16 protein-coding genes and 1 tRNA gene are annotated in these 16,443 nt (G+C 73.3%); 7 read left to right on the forward strand and 10 right to left on the reverse strand.

Going from position 1 to position 16,443, the window contains the following annotated elements; genetic code table 11:
• Positions 1-62: 62 nt before the first annotated feature.
• The 3 genes from ACIQOV_RS04060 to ACIQOV_RS04070 form a co-directional block, all read right to left on the reverse strand.
• Complete coding sequence (locus tag ACIQOV_RS04060; protein ID WP_401044626.1) at positions 63-347, reverse strand: hypothetical protein; 285 nt, start codon at positions 345-347, stop codon at positions 63-65.
• 174 nt (positions 348-521) lie between these two features.
• Positions 522-1,817 carry a threonine--tRNA ligase gene (gene thrS / locus ACIQOV_RS04065; RefSeq protein ID WP_401044629.1) on the reverse strand — a complete coding sequence of 432 codons (1,296 nt, stop codon included), beginning with the start codon at positions 1,815-1,817 and terminating at the stop codon, positions 522-524.
• A gap of 213 nt (positions 1,818-2,030) precedes the next feature.
• Complete coding sequence (locus ACIQOV_RS04070; protein WP_401044632.1) at positions 2,031-2,798, reverse strand: leucine-rich repeat domain-containing protein; 768 nt, start codon at positions 2,796-2,798, stop codon at positions 2,031-2,033.
• Between the two features lie 302 nt (positions 2,799-3,100).
• Here ACIQOV_RS04070 and ACIQOV_RS04075 point away from each other — a divergent pair, with 302 nt between their 5' ends.
• From ACIQOV_RS04075 to ACIQOV_RS04090, 4 genes are read left to right on the forward strand one after another with little or no spacing between them, the layout of a single operon-like run.
• Positions 3,101-3,976: a hypothetical protein gene (locus ACIQOV_RS04075; RefSeq protein ID WP_331768720.1), complete on the forward strand. Its 876-nt coding sequence runs from the start codon at positions 3,101-3,103 to the stop codon at positions 3,974-3,976.
• Positions 3,930-5,447, forward strand: coding sequence for a B12-binding domain-containing radical SAM protein (locus tag ACIQOV_RS04080; RefSeq protein WP_401044635.1), 1,518 nt, complete (start codon positions 3,930-3,932; stop codon positions 5,445-5,447). Before ACIQOV_RS04075 ends, ACIQOV_RS04080 begins: the two co-directional genes overlap by 47 nt.
• Complete coding sequence (locus ACIQOV_RS04085; protein WP_331768529.1) at positions 5,444-6,070, forward strand: dTMP kinase; 627 nt, start codon at positions 5,444-5,446, stop codon at positions 6,068-6,070. The genes ACIQOV_RS04080 and ACIQOV_RS04085 overlap by 4 nt, the downstream gene beginning before the upstream one ends.
• A 7-nt stretch (positions 6,071-6,077) precedes the next feature.
• Positions 6,078-6,542, forward strand: coding sequence for an NUDIX domain-containing protein (locus tag ACIQOV_RS04090; protein ID WP_401044638.1), 465 nt, complete (start codon positions 6,078-6,080; stop codon positions 6,540-6,542).
• A 64-nt stretch (positions 6,543-6,606) separates the two neighbouring features.
• Here ACIQOV_RS04090 and ACIQOV_RS04095 read toward each other — a convergent pair whose 3' ends face one another.
• Both ACIQOV_RS04095 and ACIQOV_RS04100 read right to left on the reverse strand, forming a co-directional pair.
• Positions 6,607-6,849 (reverse strand): hypothetical protein, encoded by a 243-nt coding sequence (locus ACIQOV_RS04095; protein ID WP_401044640.1) that lies wholly within the window; start codon positions 6,847-6,849, stop codon positions 6,607-6,609.
• Positions 6,850-6,973: 124 nt separating this feature from the next.
• Positions 6,974-7,654 (reverse strand): response regulator, encoded by a 681-nt coding sequence (locus ACIQOV_RS04100; protein WP_401044643.1) that lies wholly within the window; start codon positions 7,652-7,654, stop codon positions 6,974-6,976.
• Between the two features lie 263 nt (positions 7,655-7,917).
• Between ACIQOV_RS04100 and ACIQOV_RS04105 the strand changes: the two genes are divergently transcribed.
• The 3 genes from ACIQOV_RS04105 (at position 7,918) to ACIQOV_RS04115 (ending at position 11,522) form a co-directional block, all read left to right on the forward strand.
• Positions 7,918-8,889: an ATP-binding cassette domain-containing protein gene (locus tag ACIQOV_RS04105; protein ID WP_401044645.1), complete on the forward strand. Its 972-nt coding sequence runs from the start codon at positions 7,918-7,920 to the stop codon at positions 8,887-8,889.
• A 44-nt stretch (positions 8,890-8,933) separates the two neighbouring features.
• The gene (locus ACIQOV_RS04110) at positions 8,934-9,704 is read left to right on the forward strand and encodes an ABC transporter permease (RefSeq protein ID WP_401044648.1); all 771 of its coding nucleotides are present in this window, start codon (positions 8,934-8,936) and stop codon (positions 9,702-9,704) included.
• 123 nt (positions 9,705-9,827) lie between these two features.
• Positions 9,828-11,522, forward strand: a complete 1,695-nt coding sequence (locus ACIQOV_RS04115; protein ID WP_401044651.1) for a sensor histidine kinase — start codon at positions 9,828-9,830, stop codon at positions 11,520-11,522.
• Positions 11,523-11,761: 239 nt separating this feature from the next.
• On the opposite strand, the gene ACIQOV_RS04120 is transcribed toward ACIQOV_RS04115, so the two are convergent.
• The 5 genes from ACIQOV_RS04120 to ACIQOV_RS04140 form a co-directional block, all read right to left on the reverse strand.
• Positions 11,762-11,838, reverse strand: a tRNA-Met gene (locus tag ACIQOV_RS04120).
• Positions 11,839-12,470: 632 nt separating this feature from the next.
• A complete protein-coding gene (locus tag ACIQOV_RS04125) occupies positions 12,471-12,875 on the reverse strand; it encodes a hypothetical protein (protein ID WP_401044660.1) in 405 nt (134 codons plus the stop codon).
• Between the two features lie 336 nt (positions 12,876-13,211).
• Entirely contained in the window at positions 13,212-13,712 is a 501-nt protein-coding gene (locus ACIQOV_RS04130; RefSeq protein ID WP_331768538.1) for a GNAT family N-acetyltransferase, read from the reverse strand.
• A 60-nt stretch (positions 13,713-13,772) separates the two neighbouring features.
• Entirely contained in the window at positions 13,773-14,783 is a 1,011-nt protein-coding gene (locus ACIQOV_RS04135; protein WP_401044655.1) for a hypothetical protein, read from the reverse strand.
• 137 nt (positions 14,784-14,920) lie between these two features.
• Positions 14,921-16,443, reverse strand: a 1,523-nt coding sequence (locus tag ACIQOV_RS04140) for a hypothetical protein (protein WP_401044657.1), incomplete at its 5' end; no start/stop codon positions are given.

The following is a 16,443-nucleotide window of genomic DNA, read 5'->3' on the forward strand; positions in this document are numbered from 1 at the left end:
CCCGCCGCACGGGGCTTGCGCCTCGTGCGGCGCGGTCGGCCGGCGGACCGCCCCGACCGGGCCTACTCCATCGGCAGCGACGGGTGGCCCGCCGGCCCGTACGCCTCGAATCCTCCTCCGGCCTGCGCGAGTTGATCGGCCCGGAAGTCCGAGGAACAGGCCCGCCCGAGAGCCTGCGAGGCGGCGTCGGCGCCCGGGACGTGCCCGAGCACCGCGGCACAGTACTGGACGGCGGGGCTGGGCAGCGGGCGGAGCTCGGCCGAGCCTGCCGGGGTGGCGGCCACCGCTCCGGCGAGGGCGAGACAGCCGGCCAGAGCGGGAACGGCGAAGCCGTGTGGGATGCGCATCGGGAGTACCTCCGTACGGGTGGGGACAGCGGCGGCCACGGACTCGGCCGCCCGGCCCATTCGACGGGCGGCCGCCGCCCTCGGCCCGACCGACACACCGCACACCGCACTAGTCGTACGTATGCCCCGGACGGCCCCACCGAGGCCCCGCGGGCGGGCGTCCGAGACCGGGCCCTACGACCGCCGGGAGGCGTCCTCCGCCCACAGTTCCGCGTCGCACGCCGCCACCAGCGCGCCGATCCGCGCCCACGCCTCCTCGGCCGGCAGCGGCTCCAGCCGTCGGCCGTCCCGCAACCGCAGCGCGACCCGGTCGTCCACGGCCTCCTTCGCCCCGATCACCGCCTGGTACGGCACCAGCCGGGCCTCGCGGATCCGGGCGCCCAGGGTTCCGTGCTCGGGCCCGGTGACCTCGGCGCGCAGGCCGAGGTCCAGGCAGCGCTGCCGGAACCGTTCGGCCTGCGGCAGTTCGGCCTCGGAGACGGGCAGCAGCACCACCTGGACGGGCGCGAGCCACGCCGGGAACGCGCCGCCGTACAGCTCGATCAGGTGGGCGACCACCCGCTCGACGCTGCCGATCACGCTGCGGTGCACCATCACCGGGCGGTGCTTGGCGCCGTCCGCGCCGATGTAGTGCAGGTTGAACCGCTCCGGCTGGTGGAAGTCGATCTGCACGGTGGAGAGGGTGAACTCACGGCCGGCGCCGTCGGCGATCTGCACGTCGATCTTGGGCCCGTAGAACGCCGCCTCGCCCTCCGCCGCCTCGAACGGCACCCCGGAGCGCTCCAGCACCTCGGTGAGCAGGGCGACGGCGCGCTCCCAGAGCTCCGGGTCCGCCACGTACTTGCCGCCCGCGCCGGGCAGCGAGAGCCGGTAGCGGACCGGGACGACGCCCAGTGCCCGGTGCGCCTCGCGGATCAGCTCCAGTGCGGCGACGGCCTCGTCGGCCGCCTGCTCCGGGGTGCAGAAGATGTGGGCGTCGTTCAGCTGGATCGCCCGGACCCTGGTCAGCCCGCCCAGCACCCCGGACAGCTCGGAGCGGTACATGCCGCCCAACTCCGCCATGCGCAGCGGCAGTTCCCGGTAGCTGTGGGAGCGTGAGCGGTAGATCAGCGCGTGGTGCGGACAGAGGCTGGGGCGCAGCACCATCTCCTCGGCGCCCAGTTCCATGGGCGGGAACATGTCCTCGCGGTAGTGCGCCCAGTGGCCGGAGATCTCGTACAGCTCGCGTTTGCCGAGCACCGGGGAGTAGACGTGGCGGTAGCCGGCCCGGCGCTCGCGGCCGCGGATGAACTCCTCCAGGGAGTGCCGGATCGCGGCACCGTCGGGGAGCCAGTACGGCAGGCCGGAGCCCATCAGCGGGTCGGTGTCGAACAGGTCGAGTTCGCGGCCGAGCTTGCGGTGGTCGTGCATCGGGCGGTCGTGCAGGTCGTGATCGTGCGGGGAGCGGTCCTGCGGGGGGCGGCCGTTCATGGCGGTGGTCTCCACTCGGGTGGGCGGGCGAGTGGGTCCGGGAACGGCGAAGCCCCGGGGCACTCGCCCCGGGGCTTCGAACTGGGTCAGCAGTCAGCGCGCCGGGACTCTCTCCGGCGTCGTCGTGGCGAGTGCAGCGCGCTTCATGCGTTCCACGGTAGCAGCTCCGCGCTGTCGGCGATGATCTTTTCTCCCGGGCCGGAGCCCGGCGGTTCAGAAGAGCGTCACGCACCCGCGCGCGGCCAGCGCCGCCAGCAGCCGGCCCCGCGGCCGCACCTCGTTCCACCGCAGGTCCAGCTTCTCCAGCGCGGGCAGCGCGCCCGGATCGGTCAGCCAGTCGGGCAGTTCGGTGATCCGGTTGCCGCGCAGGTCGAGGCGGCGCAGCTGCGGGAGCCCGGCGAGCGCGTCGGGCAGTTCGGTGAGGGCGTTCTCCCGGAGCTCCAGCTCGCGCAGCCCGGCGAGCCGACCGACCGACTCCGGCAGATCGGTCAATTCGTTCCCGCGTAGCCAGAGTTCGCGCAGCTCGCCGAGTTCGCCGATCGCCTCCGGCAGAGCGGTGAGCCGGTTGTGCTGCGCGCGCAGCTCGATCAGCGAGGCCAAGTCGCCGATGGTGGACGGGAGTTCGGTGAGCCGGTTCTCGCCGACGTTGAGGTAGCGCAGCGCGGTGAGCCGTCCGAGCGCCTCGGGCAGGGCGGTCAGCGCATTGTCGTGCAGGTAGAGGAAGTCCCGGAGGCCGGTGAGGTCGCAGAGCTCGGCGGGCAGCGCGGTGAGCCGGTTGTGCCCGAGGTCGAGGGTCCGCAGAGCGCTCAACCGGCCGATACCGGAGGAGAGTTCGCTGATGCCGGTGTCGGCGAGGATGAGCACGGTCAGCTCGGTGCGGTCCCACACCTCGGCCGGCACCTCGCCGAGCGGCCGGCGCCAGAGGTTGAGCGTCACATCGGCCGAACCCACCATGTCCGTCGCACCCACCATGTCCGTCATGCCGCCGCCGACCTGATCCCGCCGGTCTCCGCCTGGCCCGCGCCCGTCGACGGCGAGGCACCGGTGCACTCGCGCCGGATGACCGACGCCGAGCACCACGCGCTCTACGGGAGCCTCGCCGCCGCCGGCGTGATCGACCTCCCGCCCGCACGCCGCTGACCAGCCCCCGGCCCCGCGGCCCCGGCACTCCGGCGCTGCGGCGCTGCGGCACCGGCGGGATACCGGCCGAACCGGCCCCGGCGGCCGCCCGGAGTTGGCAAGCTGGGGCGACCCGTCGCGGCACCCGAGGCAAGGAGCTCCCCGTGCACACCGTCCTGACGACCGATCACCCGGCCTGGCAGGAGAACACCGCCACCGGCCACCGGCAGCGCCCCCTGCGCACCGCCGACGGCCAGTGGCTGGCCACCCTCACCTCCGACGGCCTCGACCTGACCTGCGTGGACGGCACGGAGGACACCAAGCCCACCCTCGTCACCACCGACCCGGGGCAGCTGCCCGGCACCGTCCCGGCCGCCCTCCTCACCGGCCTGCGCGGCCTCGGGCCGAGCGTGCGCGTGGCCAACCCGTGGCTGTGGGACGCGATCACCACCGCGGTCCTGCGCCAGGTCGTCCGCGCCGACCAGGCCCGCCGCCTCTACCGCGGCTGGTGCGCGACCCACGGCACCGAGCTGCCCGCCCCCGACAACGGCCCCCATCACAGCCAGGCCCTCCGCACCGCGCCGACGCCCGAGACCGTCCTCACCCTGACCGACGAGCAGTTCGCCGCCGTCGGAACGACGTTCCACCGCACCGCGCTGCGCGCGGCCGCCGGCGCCTACCTGGAGCACCGCACCCACTGGGAGCAGCTGGACGCCACCGCCCTGGCCGCCGAGCTCGTCGGCGTGCCGCGGATCGGGCCCTGGACGGCGGCCGCGGCCGCCGCCGACTTCACCGGCGACTTCTCCGTGTACCCGCACGCCGACCTCGCGGTCCGCACCTGGGCCGCCCGGATCGCTCCCGACCATCCCTGGCCCGCCGCCGACAAGCCGAAGAAGACCGAGGCCCTGTTCGGCGCGCACTGGCACCACCTGGCCGGCGACGAACCGCGCCACCTGCACACCCTCACCCTGTCGACACTCACCTGGGGGGCCCATGCCCGCACCCATCAGCTCGGAGGAACAGACCCGCACCACCCATGACCTGGTCGCCGGAGCCGACCCGGACCGCGCCCTCGACTGCCTGTTCGTCAACGCCCCGCTGCGCGACTACGGCCTGCGCCCGCGCGTCAACGACTACACGCTGCCGGTCCTCGGCATGGGCTACATCGCCACCCACGCCGCCGCGCACGGCTTCAACGTCGGGATCCTGGACGCCGAGGCCCACGGACTCGGCATCCGGCACACCGTCGACGCCGTCAACGCGCTGCGGCCGCGCTGGGCCGCGTTCAACCTCCTCGCCCCGACGTACGAGCTGACGGCGCGGATCGCCGCCGCCCTGGACCCGGCGATCGCACTGATGGCCGGCGGCCACCACGCCAAGGCCGACCCGCAGCGCGTCCTGGCCGACCCGCGCTTCGCCCGCCTGGAGGCCCTGGTGATCGGCGAGGGCGAGACCCGGGTCACCGCCCTGCTCGGGGACGTCCACCGGCGCCGCGAACTGCCGAAGGTGATGTGGCGCGACCGCCTGCTCTCCACCACCGCCTGCGGCATCCCGCGACGCGGCGACACCGCCCGCTGGCTCGCCCCGGACATCAACGCCCTCGCCGTCGACCGCCGCTTCCTCACCCAGGACCCGTACCGGGCCGCCGACGGCCGCATCGAGGCCAACCTGGTGTGCTCGCGCGGCTGCCCCTACGAGTGCGGGTTCTGCGGCGCCGCCGCCTCCATGAACCCCGAGGTCAGCATCCGCACCCGCGCCCCCGAGGACGTCATCGCCGAGATGCACCGGCTCGACGCCGACTTCGGCTGCACGGCCTTCCGCGCGGTGGACGACCTCTTCCTCGGCGCCCGCCGCGTCATCCACCCCGCCCTGGACGCCTTCGCCGCCGAGCGCGTCGGCGAGAGGTACGTGTGGGACGCCACCGGCCGCGTCAACGTCCTCGACCGCGAGAGCGACACCGTGCTGGAGCGGCTGCGCACCAACGGACTGCGCGAGGTCGCGCTGGGCATCAAATCCGGCTCCGCCCCGGTCCTGGAAGCGGTGGACAAGCGGATCACCCCCGCCATGACCCTCACCGTCGCCCGCCGGCTGCTGGAGAAGGGCATCGGCGTGAAGGGGTACTTCATCCTCGGTTACCCCGGCGAGACCAGGGACGACGCCCTCGCCACCCTCGCCCACATCCGCGCACTCTGGGCCCTGTCCGACCGCCTGCCCGGCACCTTCCGCGCCTCCGCGTTCACCTTCCGCCCCTACCCCGGCTCGCCCGTCTTCGCCGACCTCGTCCGGCAGGGCTGGGACCCCGAGGCCCTGCAGACCTATCGGGACGTCGACCTCACCGGGCACGGCGCCGACGAGGCGATGCGCGGCCGCGACGAGTTCAACTTCGCCACCGGCCAGCAGTTCGGCCACGTCCCCCTCACCCGGCTGTACGACTGGCTCGCCGACATCTCCCGCGAACAGCACCACCGCAACACCGCCGCGGCCGCGGCCCGCCGGGAGGTCGACGCGTGACCGGCCTGCTGCTCACCGTGGACGGGCCCAGCGGCCTGGGCAAGTCCACCGCCGTCGCCGCCACCGCCCGCGCCCTGCGGGCGGCCGGACACACCGTCCACACCGCCACCGGCCCCTCCGCCACCCCCTACGGACAGGCCGTGCGCGCGAGCGCCGCGACGATGCGCGGCCGCGCCCTCGCCCTGGCCGTCGCCGCCGACCGCCTCCACCAGCTCGACACCGACGTCCGCCCCCGCCGCGCCGCCGGCACCACCGTGCTGCTGGACCGCTACCTGCCCTCCACCCTCGTCCTCCAGCGCGCCGACGGCGTCGACACCGACTTCCTCCTCACCGTCAACGAGGGCGCGGACGTCCCCGACCTCGCGGTCCTCCTCACCGCCGACCCCGACACCGTGCAGCGCCGCCTCGCCCACCGCGGCACCCGGCACCGCTTCGAACTCGACGCCGCCGCCACCGCCCGCGAACTGCGGCTCTACCAGGAGGCCGTCCCCGTGCTCGAACGGCTCGGCTACCGGCTCCACACCGTGGACACCACCCACCTGACCCCCGAACAGACCGCACAGGCCATCCTGGAGGCGGTCCCGCCCCGGACGACCAACACCAAAATCCCGTACGGGAGTTAGAGAGAACATGAGCACCAGCGACACGAGTCCCATCCCGCTTCCCGTCGTGGACGTCCACGTCGTCCTGCGCACCCCGGACGGCAAGATCCTGCTCTCCCAGCGCGGCGGCCCCTACGGCTACGGCCAGTGGCACGCCCCCAGCGGCAAACTCGACCCCGGCGAGAAGCCGGCCCACGGCGCCGCCCGCGAACTGGAGGAGGAGACCGGGATCACCACCGACCCGGCCCGCCTCCACCTCGCCCACACCGTCCTGCACCACCAGGACCCGGCGACCCTGCGCCTCGGGCTGTTCTACCTCGCCACCGCGTGGGAGGGCGAGCCGGTCAACCGCGAACCCGACAAGTGCCTGGACCTGCGCTGGTTCACCGAGGACGGCCTGCCCGACGACCTGATCCCCTACCCCGCCGCCGGCATCCACGGCGCCCTCACCGACCCCGGCGGCCTGACCCACCACGGCTGGCCGGCCGCCTGACGGCCCCCGGCCCACCCGTGCTCACCCTCCAGCCCCGGTGCCGCCCCCAGGCGCGCCAGGGCGTTCAGCGGGTGAGGCGGGTGGGCCCGAAGGTGGCGCAGAACCCGCAGTCACAGCTGGTGAGGGAATTCGCCAGGCAATGGGCGCTCGGCCAGTAGCGGAACGCACAGGGCCCCGGACCGAGCGGCGTCCCGTCGCCGGGCACCGTCCGGTCGCACCAGGTGCACCGGACGGCCGCGGGCACACCCGCCTCCCGCAACCGCCGGACCGCGACGACGGCAGTGTCGAACGGAACGGTGAGCTTCATCGGCGTGTGACCGTTCCCCGGTTCCGGCCCGTCAGCGCGGACGGGCCGGAACCGGCGAAGACCCCCGGCATGTGCGAGGAGACCGGCCGCGCTGATCGGCACGTGGCGGGACGCTGGCACCGAGTCAGCCACGGCGTGGCAGGATCAGGCCGGCTTCGTACGCGGCGATGGCCGCCTCCACCCGGTTGCGGGCGCCCAGCTTCGCGAGCACCGCGCTGACGTGCGCCTTCACCGTGCCCTCGACCAGGTGCAGCTGGCTCGCTATCTCCGCGTTGGACAGCCCCGTCCCGAGTCCGGCCAGCACCTCGCGCTCCCGTTCCGTGAGTCGCTCCAGCGAGCGGTGGGGATGTGCCGCCCGGTGGGCGCGCAGCCCGGCGATGACTCGGCCGGCGACCCGCGGGGACAGGTAGGCCCCGCCGGCTCCCACCGCCCGTACCCCGTTGAGCAGTTCCCTCGGGTCGTCCGCCTTCAGCAGGAAGCCGTCGGCGCCCTCCTCCAGGGCGCGGGTGACGTACTCGTCCTGACCGAAGGTCGTCAGCATGATCACACCGACTGCCGTCGGCTCTCGGTGGAGCCGCGCCGCTGCTGTCAGCCCGTCCAAGCCGGGCATCTGGATGTCCAACAGGACCACGTCCGGCCGGTACCGGCGGGTGAGCGCGATGGCCTCGTGCCCGTCACCCGCCTCGGCGACCACTTCGACGTGCGGGTCCCTGGCGAGGATGGCCCGCACACCAGCCCGGACCATCGCCTCGTCGTCGGCCACCAGGACCCGGACCGGCCGGCTGCTCGGTGTCGTCTCTTCCACGCGGCGAGCCTACGGCCGACGCACCACCGTGCGAACGGCAAGTCCCGCAGATCCGCCCCGGGTCGGGGCATACCCCCGACGAAAGGCAGGACGCCGCTGCCGTTCGACCAATGGGCGCCGACGCCGCGGACTCCTAGCGTCGCTTCCGTACGGAAAACGAGGCGGCCGCCCCGGGCCAGGCCCATCACGCGTCGGCCGGTGCGCGCCACCGTCGACGTCCGCGTGCTGTATTCCGCGGTCCGCGACCTACATGAAGGAACTCCGTGATCACCCTCCAAGGACTCACCAAACGCTATGGCGACACCCTCGCCGTGGACGAGCTGACACTCGACGTCCAGGCCGGCCGCGTGACCGGCTTCCTCGGCCCCAACGGGGCCGGGAAGTCCACCACGATGCGCATGATCCTGGGCCTGGACCACCCCACCCGCGGGCGGGCCCTGATCGCCGGCCGGCCCTACGCGGACCTGCGACGGCCGCTGTGTGCGGTCGGCGCGATGCTGGACGCCCGGGCCGTCCACCCGGCCCGTTCCGGCCGCACGCACCTGCTCGCCCAGGCCCGGGCCAACGGCATCCCGGTACGCCGCGTGGACGAGGTGCTGGAGACGGTGGGCCTGACCAAGGCGGCCCGCCGGCCGGCGGGCACGTACTCGCTCGGCATGAGCGGGCGGCTCGGGGTGGCGGGCGCCCTGCTCGGCGATCCGCCGGTGCTCGTCCTGGACGAGCCGGTCAACGGCCTCGACCCGGACGGTGTGCGCTGGATCCGTCGGCTCGTCCGTGACCGGGCGGCGGAAGGACGCACCGTGTTCCTCTCCAGCCATCTGATGAGCGAGATGCAGCTGACGGCTGACCATCTCGTCGTCATCGGACGGGGCCGGCTGCTGAGCGACACCTCCATGACGGAGTTCCTCGCCGCCGCCTCTCCCGCGTCGGCGCGCGCCGCGGTGCCCGACCCCGGGGAGCGGGCGACGCTGGTCCGTCGCCTGATGACGGCTGAGGGGGTGAGTGTCGAGACGTCCGCGTCCGGCGAACTCACCGTCGAGGGCCGCACCGCCGCCGAGATCGGTGACCTGGCCCACCATTGCCGGGTCCGGTTGCACCAGCTGTGCGATGTCCGGGTCTCGCTGGAGCAGGCGTACATGGACCTGACCGCGCGCAGCACCGAGTACACGACGGGCGGCAAAGGCGCGGACACGACCGACGAGGCCGCGGCGCCGAACGAAGGGGGACGACAGTGACCACGACGACGACACCCGACAGGCCGACGGACCCGCCCAGGGCCGTGCCCGACACCCCTGGCCGGGGCGCACCCGGTGGCTTCGCCGGGGCGATCGCCTCCGAATGGACCAAACTGTGGTCCGTCCGGGCCCCTTGTCTCTGCCTTCTGGCGGGCCTCGCGATCACCGGCGTCTTCACCTACTACTACGCCTCGATCGCCCGCATCAACGGGCATCCGATCCAGCCCGTCGGGAACGCGGCGGCCTCCTCCGCCGTCCTCGCCCAGTTCGCCGTCGTCGTCCTGGCCACGGTCGCGGTGACTTCCGAATACTCGACGGGGAGCGTGCGGGCCTCCCTGCTGTGGGTGCCCCGGCGGCATCGGGTCCAGGCGGCGAAGGCACTGGTGGCGGCCGTGGTCGCGTTCGTCGCCGGCACCACATTCGCCGTCGTGGGCACGGCGGTGGCCTGGGTGGCGTTCGACGGACGGGCTTCCTTCGAGACAGGCCCGAGCCTCCGGCAGGTCCTCGCGGTAGGTCTCTACCAGGCGTTGGTCGCCGTGCTGACCGTCGGGGTGGCGTTCGCCACGCGCCACCCGGCCGACGCGCTCTCAATCCTCGTCACACTCCTGTGGGCACTGCCGAGCGTGCTCCTGGGGCTCGGAGGCCCGACGCTCGCGGACGTCAACGACCATCTGCCGCACGGATCCGGAGACCACTTCATGCGCATCGGCGCCGAGGCCCCGTACCCACCGGCGACGGCGGTCCTGATCGTGGCGGCGTGGGCCGCGACCGCACACCTGATCGGCCTGTACGTGCTGCGCCGCCGGGACGCCTGACCCCGCGTCGGAACCGGCCCGGACGCCCTCACCGTGCCCACCCCATGGTCGGACGTCCGGGCCCGTCCCACAGAATCGACCCGGGCAGGTGAGGACAACCATCGAAAGGACAGTCGACGCGTCATGCTGCACACGCGCATACCTTCAGCAAGGTCCGTACGCGGCGACGTGGCCCTGTGGAGCGTGCTCGCTGCCGCCACCGGCTACGGGTTCCGGGAAGCGGGCGCGGCCTCGCCGGCCCTGGACCTGCTCCTCCCGTTGGCCGTCCTGGCGGTGGCCGTGCCACTGGCCCGCCGTCGACCGGGGGCCGCGGTCGTCCTCGTCAACGGGCTGTGCGCGCTGGGTCTGGCCGACTCCGCGACCCCCGCCAACGCCCAGGTCCTGTCGCTGGCCGCCCTGAGTTGTGTGCTGGGCGCCCGGGTCGCCGCGGCACGGCGCCCGCTCCTGGTGCTCGCCGGGTGCCTCGCGGCCGATCTCGCGACGTGCGCGGTGCTGCGGACGCAGGCCGTCTGGTGGTTCTACGCGCTGACCGTGCTGCCTTCCGCCCTTCTGCTGCCCTGGCTGGCCGGACGGCACTGGCGTGGCCGGCGCGAACTCGTGCGGGAGGGCTGGCGGCTGGCCCGGAGCCTGGAAGAGCGGCAACACCTGGTCGCGGAGCGGGCGCGGCTGACCGAACGCGCGGACATCGCGGCCGACATGCACGACTCCCTCGGCCACGCCCTGAGCCTGGTCGCCCTGCGCGCCGGGGCCCTGGAACTCTCCCCCGACCTCACGGACCGCGATCGCGCCGAAGTCGCCGAACTGCGCGGGACGATCGCGGACGCGGTGGAACAACTGCGGGAGACCGTCGCCGTCCTGCACGACCCGCCCGGAACGGAAACAGGTGCGGGCCTGCCCGTCAACGACACCGTCGAGGACCTCCTCGCACGGGCGGTCGCCTCCGGGGTGCCGGTGCGCTGGGAGCGGCGCGGGGCGGTGCCCACGCTGTCCCCGCTGGTCGAGCGCGGGATGTACCGGGTGGTGCAGGAGGCCCTCACCAATGCCATGAAGCACGCGCCGGACGGTGCGATCCGGGTGCGGATCACACACGAGGCCGACCGTACCCGCGTGAGCGTCGTGAACGCCGCTCCACCGGCTGACGGGCCGGCGCACACGGCCGAAGGCCCGACATCTGGCGTCGGCCGCCGGGGCCTGATGGGGCTTCGGGAGCGGGTGTCGGTTCTCGGAGGCTCCTTGTGGAGCGGCCCGTATCAGGACGGGTTCTGCGTCACCGCCGTCCTCCCGCACCAGGCCGCGGCCCACCCGAGGACACCGCCTCCGGGACCCGGGACGGCGCCCGGAACACAGGCCAGGACCCGCGGGCGGCACACCGAGTCCGCGTTGCCGTCCGGGACCGCTTCCCCCCGAGCCCTCAACACGGACGCCGTCACACCAGAGAGCGCCAGGCGGCTCGCCTCCGTACGGAGCGCTGCTCGCCGCCGCTCCATCGCTGCCTTCGCAGCGCCGGTCGTCGCAGCCGCCTTCTTCGTGCCCGCCGCCGTCTATCTGGCCTGGCAACTGACGACGAGCGTGCTGCCGCCATCCCGGTTCGACGAGCTGACCATCGGTCGGCCGCGCGTCGAACTCACCCCTCTGCTGCCCGCCCGCGCCTACCCCTACCCGCCCGACCACGCCCGTTCCGCACCCCGGCCGCCCGGCGCCACGTGCGAGTTCTACCGTTCCGGCCGCAACCTGTTGGAAGAGGTCGACATCTACCGACTCTGCTGGTCCAGCAACAGGCTGGTGACGAAGGACACCGTGCCCGCAAGCTGGCCCTGACCCCCGCGTCATCTGCCCGGTCCGTGGGAGGGGCAACTTCCCGACAACGAATCCGGCGGAACGGCTTGGCGTCTCGCACGCCACGGTCTCCAGCGCGGCGGCCGGGCCCAGCTGGAAGCCGCAGATCAACAAGGCGCTCGGGGTGCTGTCCAGCCGGGTACGCCCTTGGTGGAGCAGCGGCTTGGAACGCGGAAGAACGCCGGGGCTGACGCACGATGTACGTCAGCCCCGGCGTCTGTTGGTAGCGGGGACAGGATTTGAACCTGCGACCTCTGGGTTATGAGCCCAGCGAGCTACCGAGCTGCTCCACCCCGCGTCGGTGGTCCCGACTCTACGGCACCAACCGATAATCACAAACTCAGTCCCGGACGGCCGGCGGCGGTGAGCACAGCAGCGAGGTGCTGGCCGGCGCCCCGGCGTCCGTGTTGGCGGCGTCGAATCGCGGCGGATGCTGGCGGCCTACCCGCCGACCTCACCGTCTCGCGCAGTGAACGCCGGAGTCGCGCGGGAGCTGTGCCACGCGCTTCGGCCCATGCCTTCCGGGTGTTCAGACTCGGTATCCGCGTTCCCCACGTGTCATGGTCGGCCGGTCTGGAGGATGGCTGGCGGGGGCCAGCCCCACTTCGTCTTGGGCCGGCCCTGCAGGATCCCGATCGGGGGATCCCGATCGGTGGGTCAGGCAAGGTTGTGCTTCGATCACGAATCGTGGTTCTGGTCCAACTTCTGGGCTCTGTCGCCAACCTCGATCTTTCGTGACGGCCCGTCGGTTTCTCGGGCGGGCCGTTTCGGCTTCTCGGGCTGGTGAAGGGCAGGGCGGTGGCCCGGCTGTCGCGTCGAGTGGGCGCCGGGTTCCACGACTCCGGGGGCAGGGCTGCTCGTCGGGATGGGCCGTTATTGCTGGTCAGCCGGGGTTCGGCAGCGATTGCAGGCGACTGAGAGCGCTGGTGATCACGTAGGTCCAGGGCCAGTGGCGGGCAAGACGGAGGTAGCGGCGACGACCGGTGGTGCCAGGCGGGCGGCGCGGCGGCCGACGGTGGCGGCCTCGAATTCGGCGGCGAGGAGTCCGAGTTCGCGGGGCAGGCCGCCGAGCACGCAGGACGGGAAGGCGGTGGTGATCGAGCAGACGACGATCAGCGGCATCCGCTCGCCGGGGTGGAGCTGGGGTAGCGTGCCGGTGGAGTACAGGGCGCCGAGCACCATGTCCGCAGCCAGCGTGTAGCGAGGTCCTTCGGTCAGCAGGCCGTTGCTGCCCGGGACGATCTCGCGGCTGCTCGCCCGGACGATCGCCTCGGCCACCCGTTCCAGCAGCCGGCCGTGGTCCTCCTCGTCCTGGTGGCCGGCCAGCACACGCACCCACGCGGCCGCCGCCTCCCCGCGTCGGCGGCCCGGTGCAGCGCCGCCTGTTCGGCAGCGCGCCGCGCCTGGTCCTCGCCGTCGGGAACGCCCTCTCGTCGCGGGTGTCGGAGTGCAACGGCGGCGCGAACAGCGGAGTGGCCGTCATGCCGGTGCAACCGGCTCGGCGCCAGACCGGTCACTGGTGAGGCAACCTCGGGCCGATCGCCGCCGTCGGTCTCCCCGCGCCGACTGGGAGAGCTTCGACCCCGCTGACGTCGACCTGGACACGCTGGTCGATGCCGCTCTGCAGTTCTCCCTCTACACCGACGCCCTGCTGGTCCCGTACTTCGCGGGTCACCGTTTCAGGTCTGTGGCCAGTGGCTTTACGCCTCCGGTTGCCGGTTCGGTCGGAACCGTCGAAGTGGCTGGCGCGGTGATCAACATCAGCTTCTCTGGTTCGGCCACGGCCGAGAAGCCAGCACGTGCGTAGACTTCGTGCGCGTCCAACGTGGAGAGCATCAACCGCTTCAGCCGGTAGGGCGCCAGCGCCGCGACGACCGACTCCGCCAGCCAGGTACCGATGCCCCGGCCGCGTGACTCGCGGGCGACGTAGACGTCGCAAAGCCAACCGAAGGTGGCGTAGTCCGTGACGACTCGGGCGAATGCGATTTGCCCGGCGGTGTCCGGGGTGTAGACACCGAAGACGAGCGAGTGCTCGATCGATCGCGCCACGGTCTCTCGACTCCGGCCCAGAGCCCAGAAAGCGTCAGTGGAAAGCCAATGGTGCACGCGGTCGAGATCGATGCGCGCGGGGTCGGTATCGAGGGTGAGGCCGTCTGCCCTGGTCGTGATCACGGCATCTGATCGTACGGGGCTGGCCCCGAGGGCTGGGCCTGCACTGCAGGGGTCACCGGTTCAGGTCTGTGGCCAGCGGGTTTGGGTGACTTCGATGCCGAGGAGTTCGAGGAGGTGGAGTTGAACGCCGCGGGTGATCTGCACTATCGGCCGGTCGACGATGCTGCCGATGCGCAGGGTGAGTTCGCCGAGGTGATAGAGGATCATCCGGCCGGTGGGGCGGACCCGGCGGTTGTCCGGAGAGAGGCCGACCATGGTCTGTTCGGGGCCAAGCGCCCGTCTGACCTGGCGTTCGATCAGGCAGAACACCAGCAGTGCCAGGCAGATCACCTGGACCAGAGCCGCGACGCGGTGGTTGTGCTGCACGAACAGCGGAGCGACGGCGAGCGGGCCCTTGAAGTCCGCGTAGCGGCGCTCGACCGCGCCTTGGCCCTTGTAGTGGACCAGGACCTGCGCGGGGTCGGCCTTGTCGGCGGACAGGCCGGCCAGCAGTGCGTACCAGCCGTCGACGGCGGCCTCGGCATCCAGCGCCTGGTGATCGACATGCCAGTCCAGGCCCGGGGTGCCGGCCTCGTCCTCGGTGATGTGCCAGCGCAGGCACGAGACCACACGGCGGCGGGCGGCGATGACCCCGACCCGGGCGGCGATCTTCTCCCGAGTCTTGTAATGCCGTCCGCCCGCCGCACGGGCGAGCTTGTCCAGCTCCTCGGTGGCTTTGGCCAGGCGCTTGGCGCGGGCGGCCTGCTGACCTTTGGCGTTGGCGGTGGAGTGGACCAGGATCCGGCGCACTGTGAGCACCGGGTCGCGCTTGCGCGGCCCGGCCAGGGTGTGGACGTCCTCCAGTACCCGATAGACCTCCCGCTCGGCAGGTGCCTTGCCCGCCTCCCGGTCGGGCACCCAGTCCACCACCGAAGCCTGTTCCAGATCGAGGGCAGCGTAGACCTCGTCCTTGACCTGCGCGGCTGGGACCGGTGCGATGAACTCCACCCCGGCGGTCTGCAAGGCGGCGATGTTCGCATAGGACACCAGCTTGGAGTCCGCGACCATCAGGAACTTCCGTTCGCCCGCCATCGCCGACAGGTCCCGCGGAGTGCATCGCCGAAGGCGGGTCCCGCTCCTGCTCCGCTCCCGTACGGGGGTCGGCCCGCCTCGTCCGTTCCCGCGCCGCTCTCAGCCCCGCGTCACGGCCGACGGCCCGGGGGCCGTCCTCATCGTTGTGTCGCCCCCGTGCCGGGAGTGCGTGCCTTCCGCCGGCGCATTTCCTCGTCGGCGATGGCCACTGTCCCACCGGGGGCGATCTCCTCCAGGTCGTCGAGGATCATCGCCCAGCCGCCGAGGAACACGGCCCGGGCGGCCAGCCTGCGGGCGCGGGCGGGCTCCGACCGTTCCACCAGGGCGGCCAGGGCCCGCGCCCGCGCCCGGCCGTGGGGGATCGTGTGGGCCAGGTCCTCGGCCCGCTCCGGCTCACCCTGGCGGGCCAGCGCACCGACGACGTCGACGAGTGCCTCGCCCCGCCCCCAGCGGTCGGGAATCGCGGGGACGAGGGCCTCGGCCCGGGCCGTCTCGCCGCGCCGGGCCAGCTCGCCGACGACCGCCATCAAGGCCCGGCTCCGCGCCCGGCGGTCGGCCAGGGCATGAGCGAGGGCCTCGGCCCGGTCCGTGTCCCCGGACCGGGCCAGCGCCTCGACGACTCCGGCCTTCCGCGCCGCCCGCAGATCGGGATCGACGATCCGGTCGGCGAGCGCCGTGGCCCGCTCGACCTGCCCGTGCCGGGCCAGCAGCAAGGTCACGGCCTCCCGCAGCGCGAAGCCCTCGAAGCCGGCGTCGCGGCGGAGCAGTTCCTCGGCCCGGTCGGCCAGGGCGAGGGCCACCTCCCGGTCGGCGCTCTCGGCGATCGCCTCCAGCAGCTCGGGCACGATCCTCGCGTCGAAGTGCGGGCTGGGCCGGGCGCGGATCGTGAGGCACAGGACATCGGGGTCGGCGTCACGCTCCCGCGACCCCGTCGCCGCGGCCTCGGCCTCCTCGGCCGCCCTCGCGGCGGCACGGGCCACGCTGCGCAGCACGGCGTCGAGCCGGCCCAGGTCGCCGATGCGGGCCTCGAAGGCCAGCACCGCGACGAGGGACGCGCGCTGCCCGGTACCCTTGCGGCCCTCGCGGCGGACGAGGTCCTCCACGCGGTCGGCGAACATGCCCGCCAGAACGTGGTCGCCGGCGGCATACGCGATCTCCATCGCCGTCACGAGCGCGCGCCCCGACTCCGCGCCGGCGCCGGCGCACTCGACGGCTCTGGCGGCGTACCCGAGTGCGGCCGGGAGGTCGCCGCCGTCCGCCACCGCCTTCGCCAGCCCGGCCCAGGCACGCGGCCAGTTGTGCGGGTAGCGGACCGTCCGCGCCAGGCCGGCGGCACCCTCGTGGTCACCGGCGCGTGCCACCGCCGGGATGTGGGCGACCAGGGCGCTGTCCCGCAGCGCGCGGTCGGTCAGCGACTCGGCGAGCGCCCGCGCACCGTCCAGATCCCCGGCCTCGCCCGCCGTCCGCACCAGGTGGACGAGATCCTCCTCCGGCCTGGCCCGACCGGCGCCCGAGCGAACCAGCTCGACCGCCAGGGCGAGACGACCGGCACGCACCAGTGCCGCCGCCAGGTCCGGATCGCTCCTCCTGCCCGTCTCCTGGTACGCCGCCAGCCGCAGGACCGTCAGCAGGCAGGGGGTGGACCCACTGCGCAGCAGGC

It is taken from the genome of Kitasatospora sp. NPDC091257, from assembly GCF_044757675.1.
Classification (GTDB): domain Bacteria; phylum Actinomycetota; class Actinomycetes; order Streptomycetales; family Streptomycetaceae; genus Kitasatospora; species Kitasatospora lactacystinica.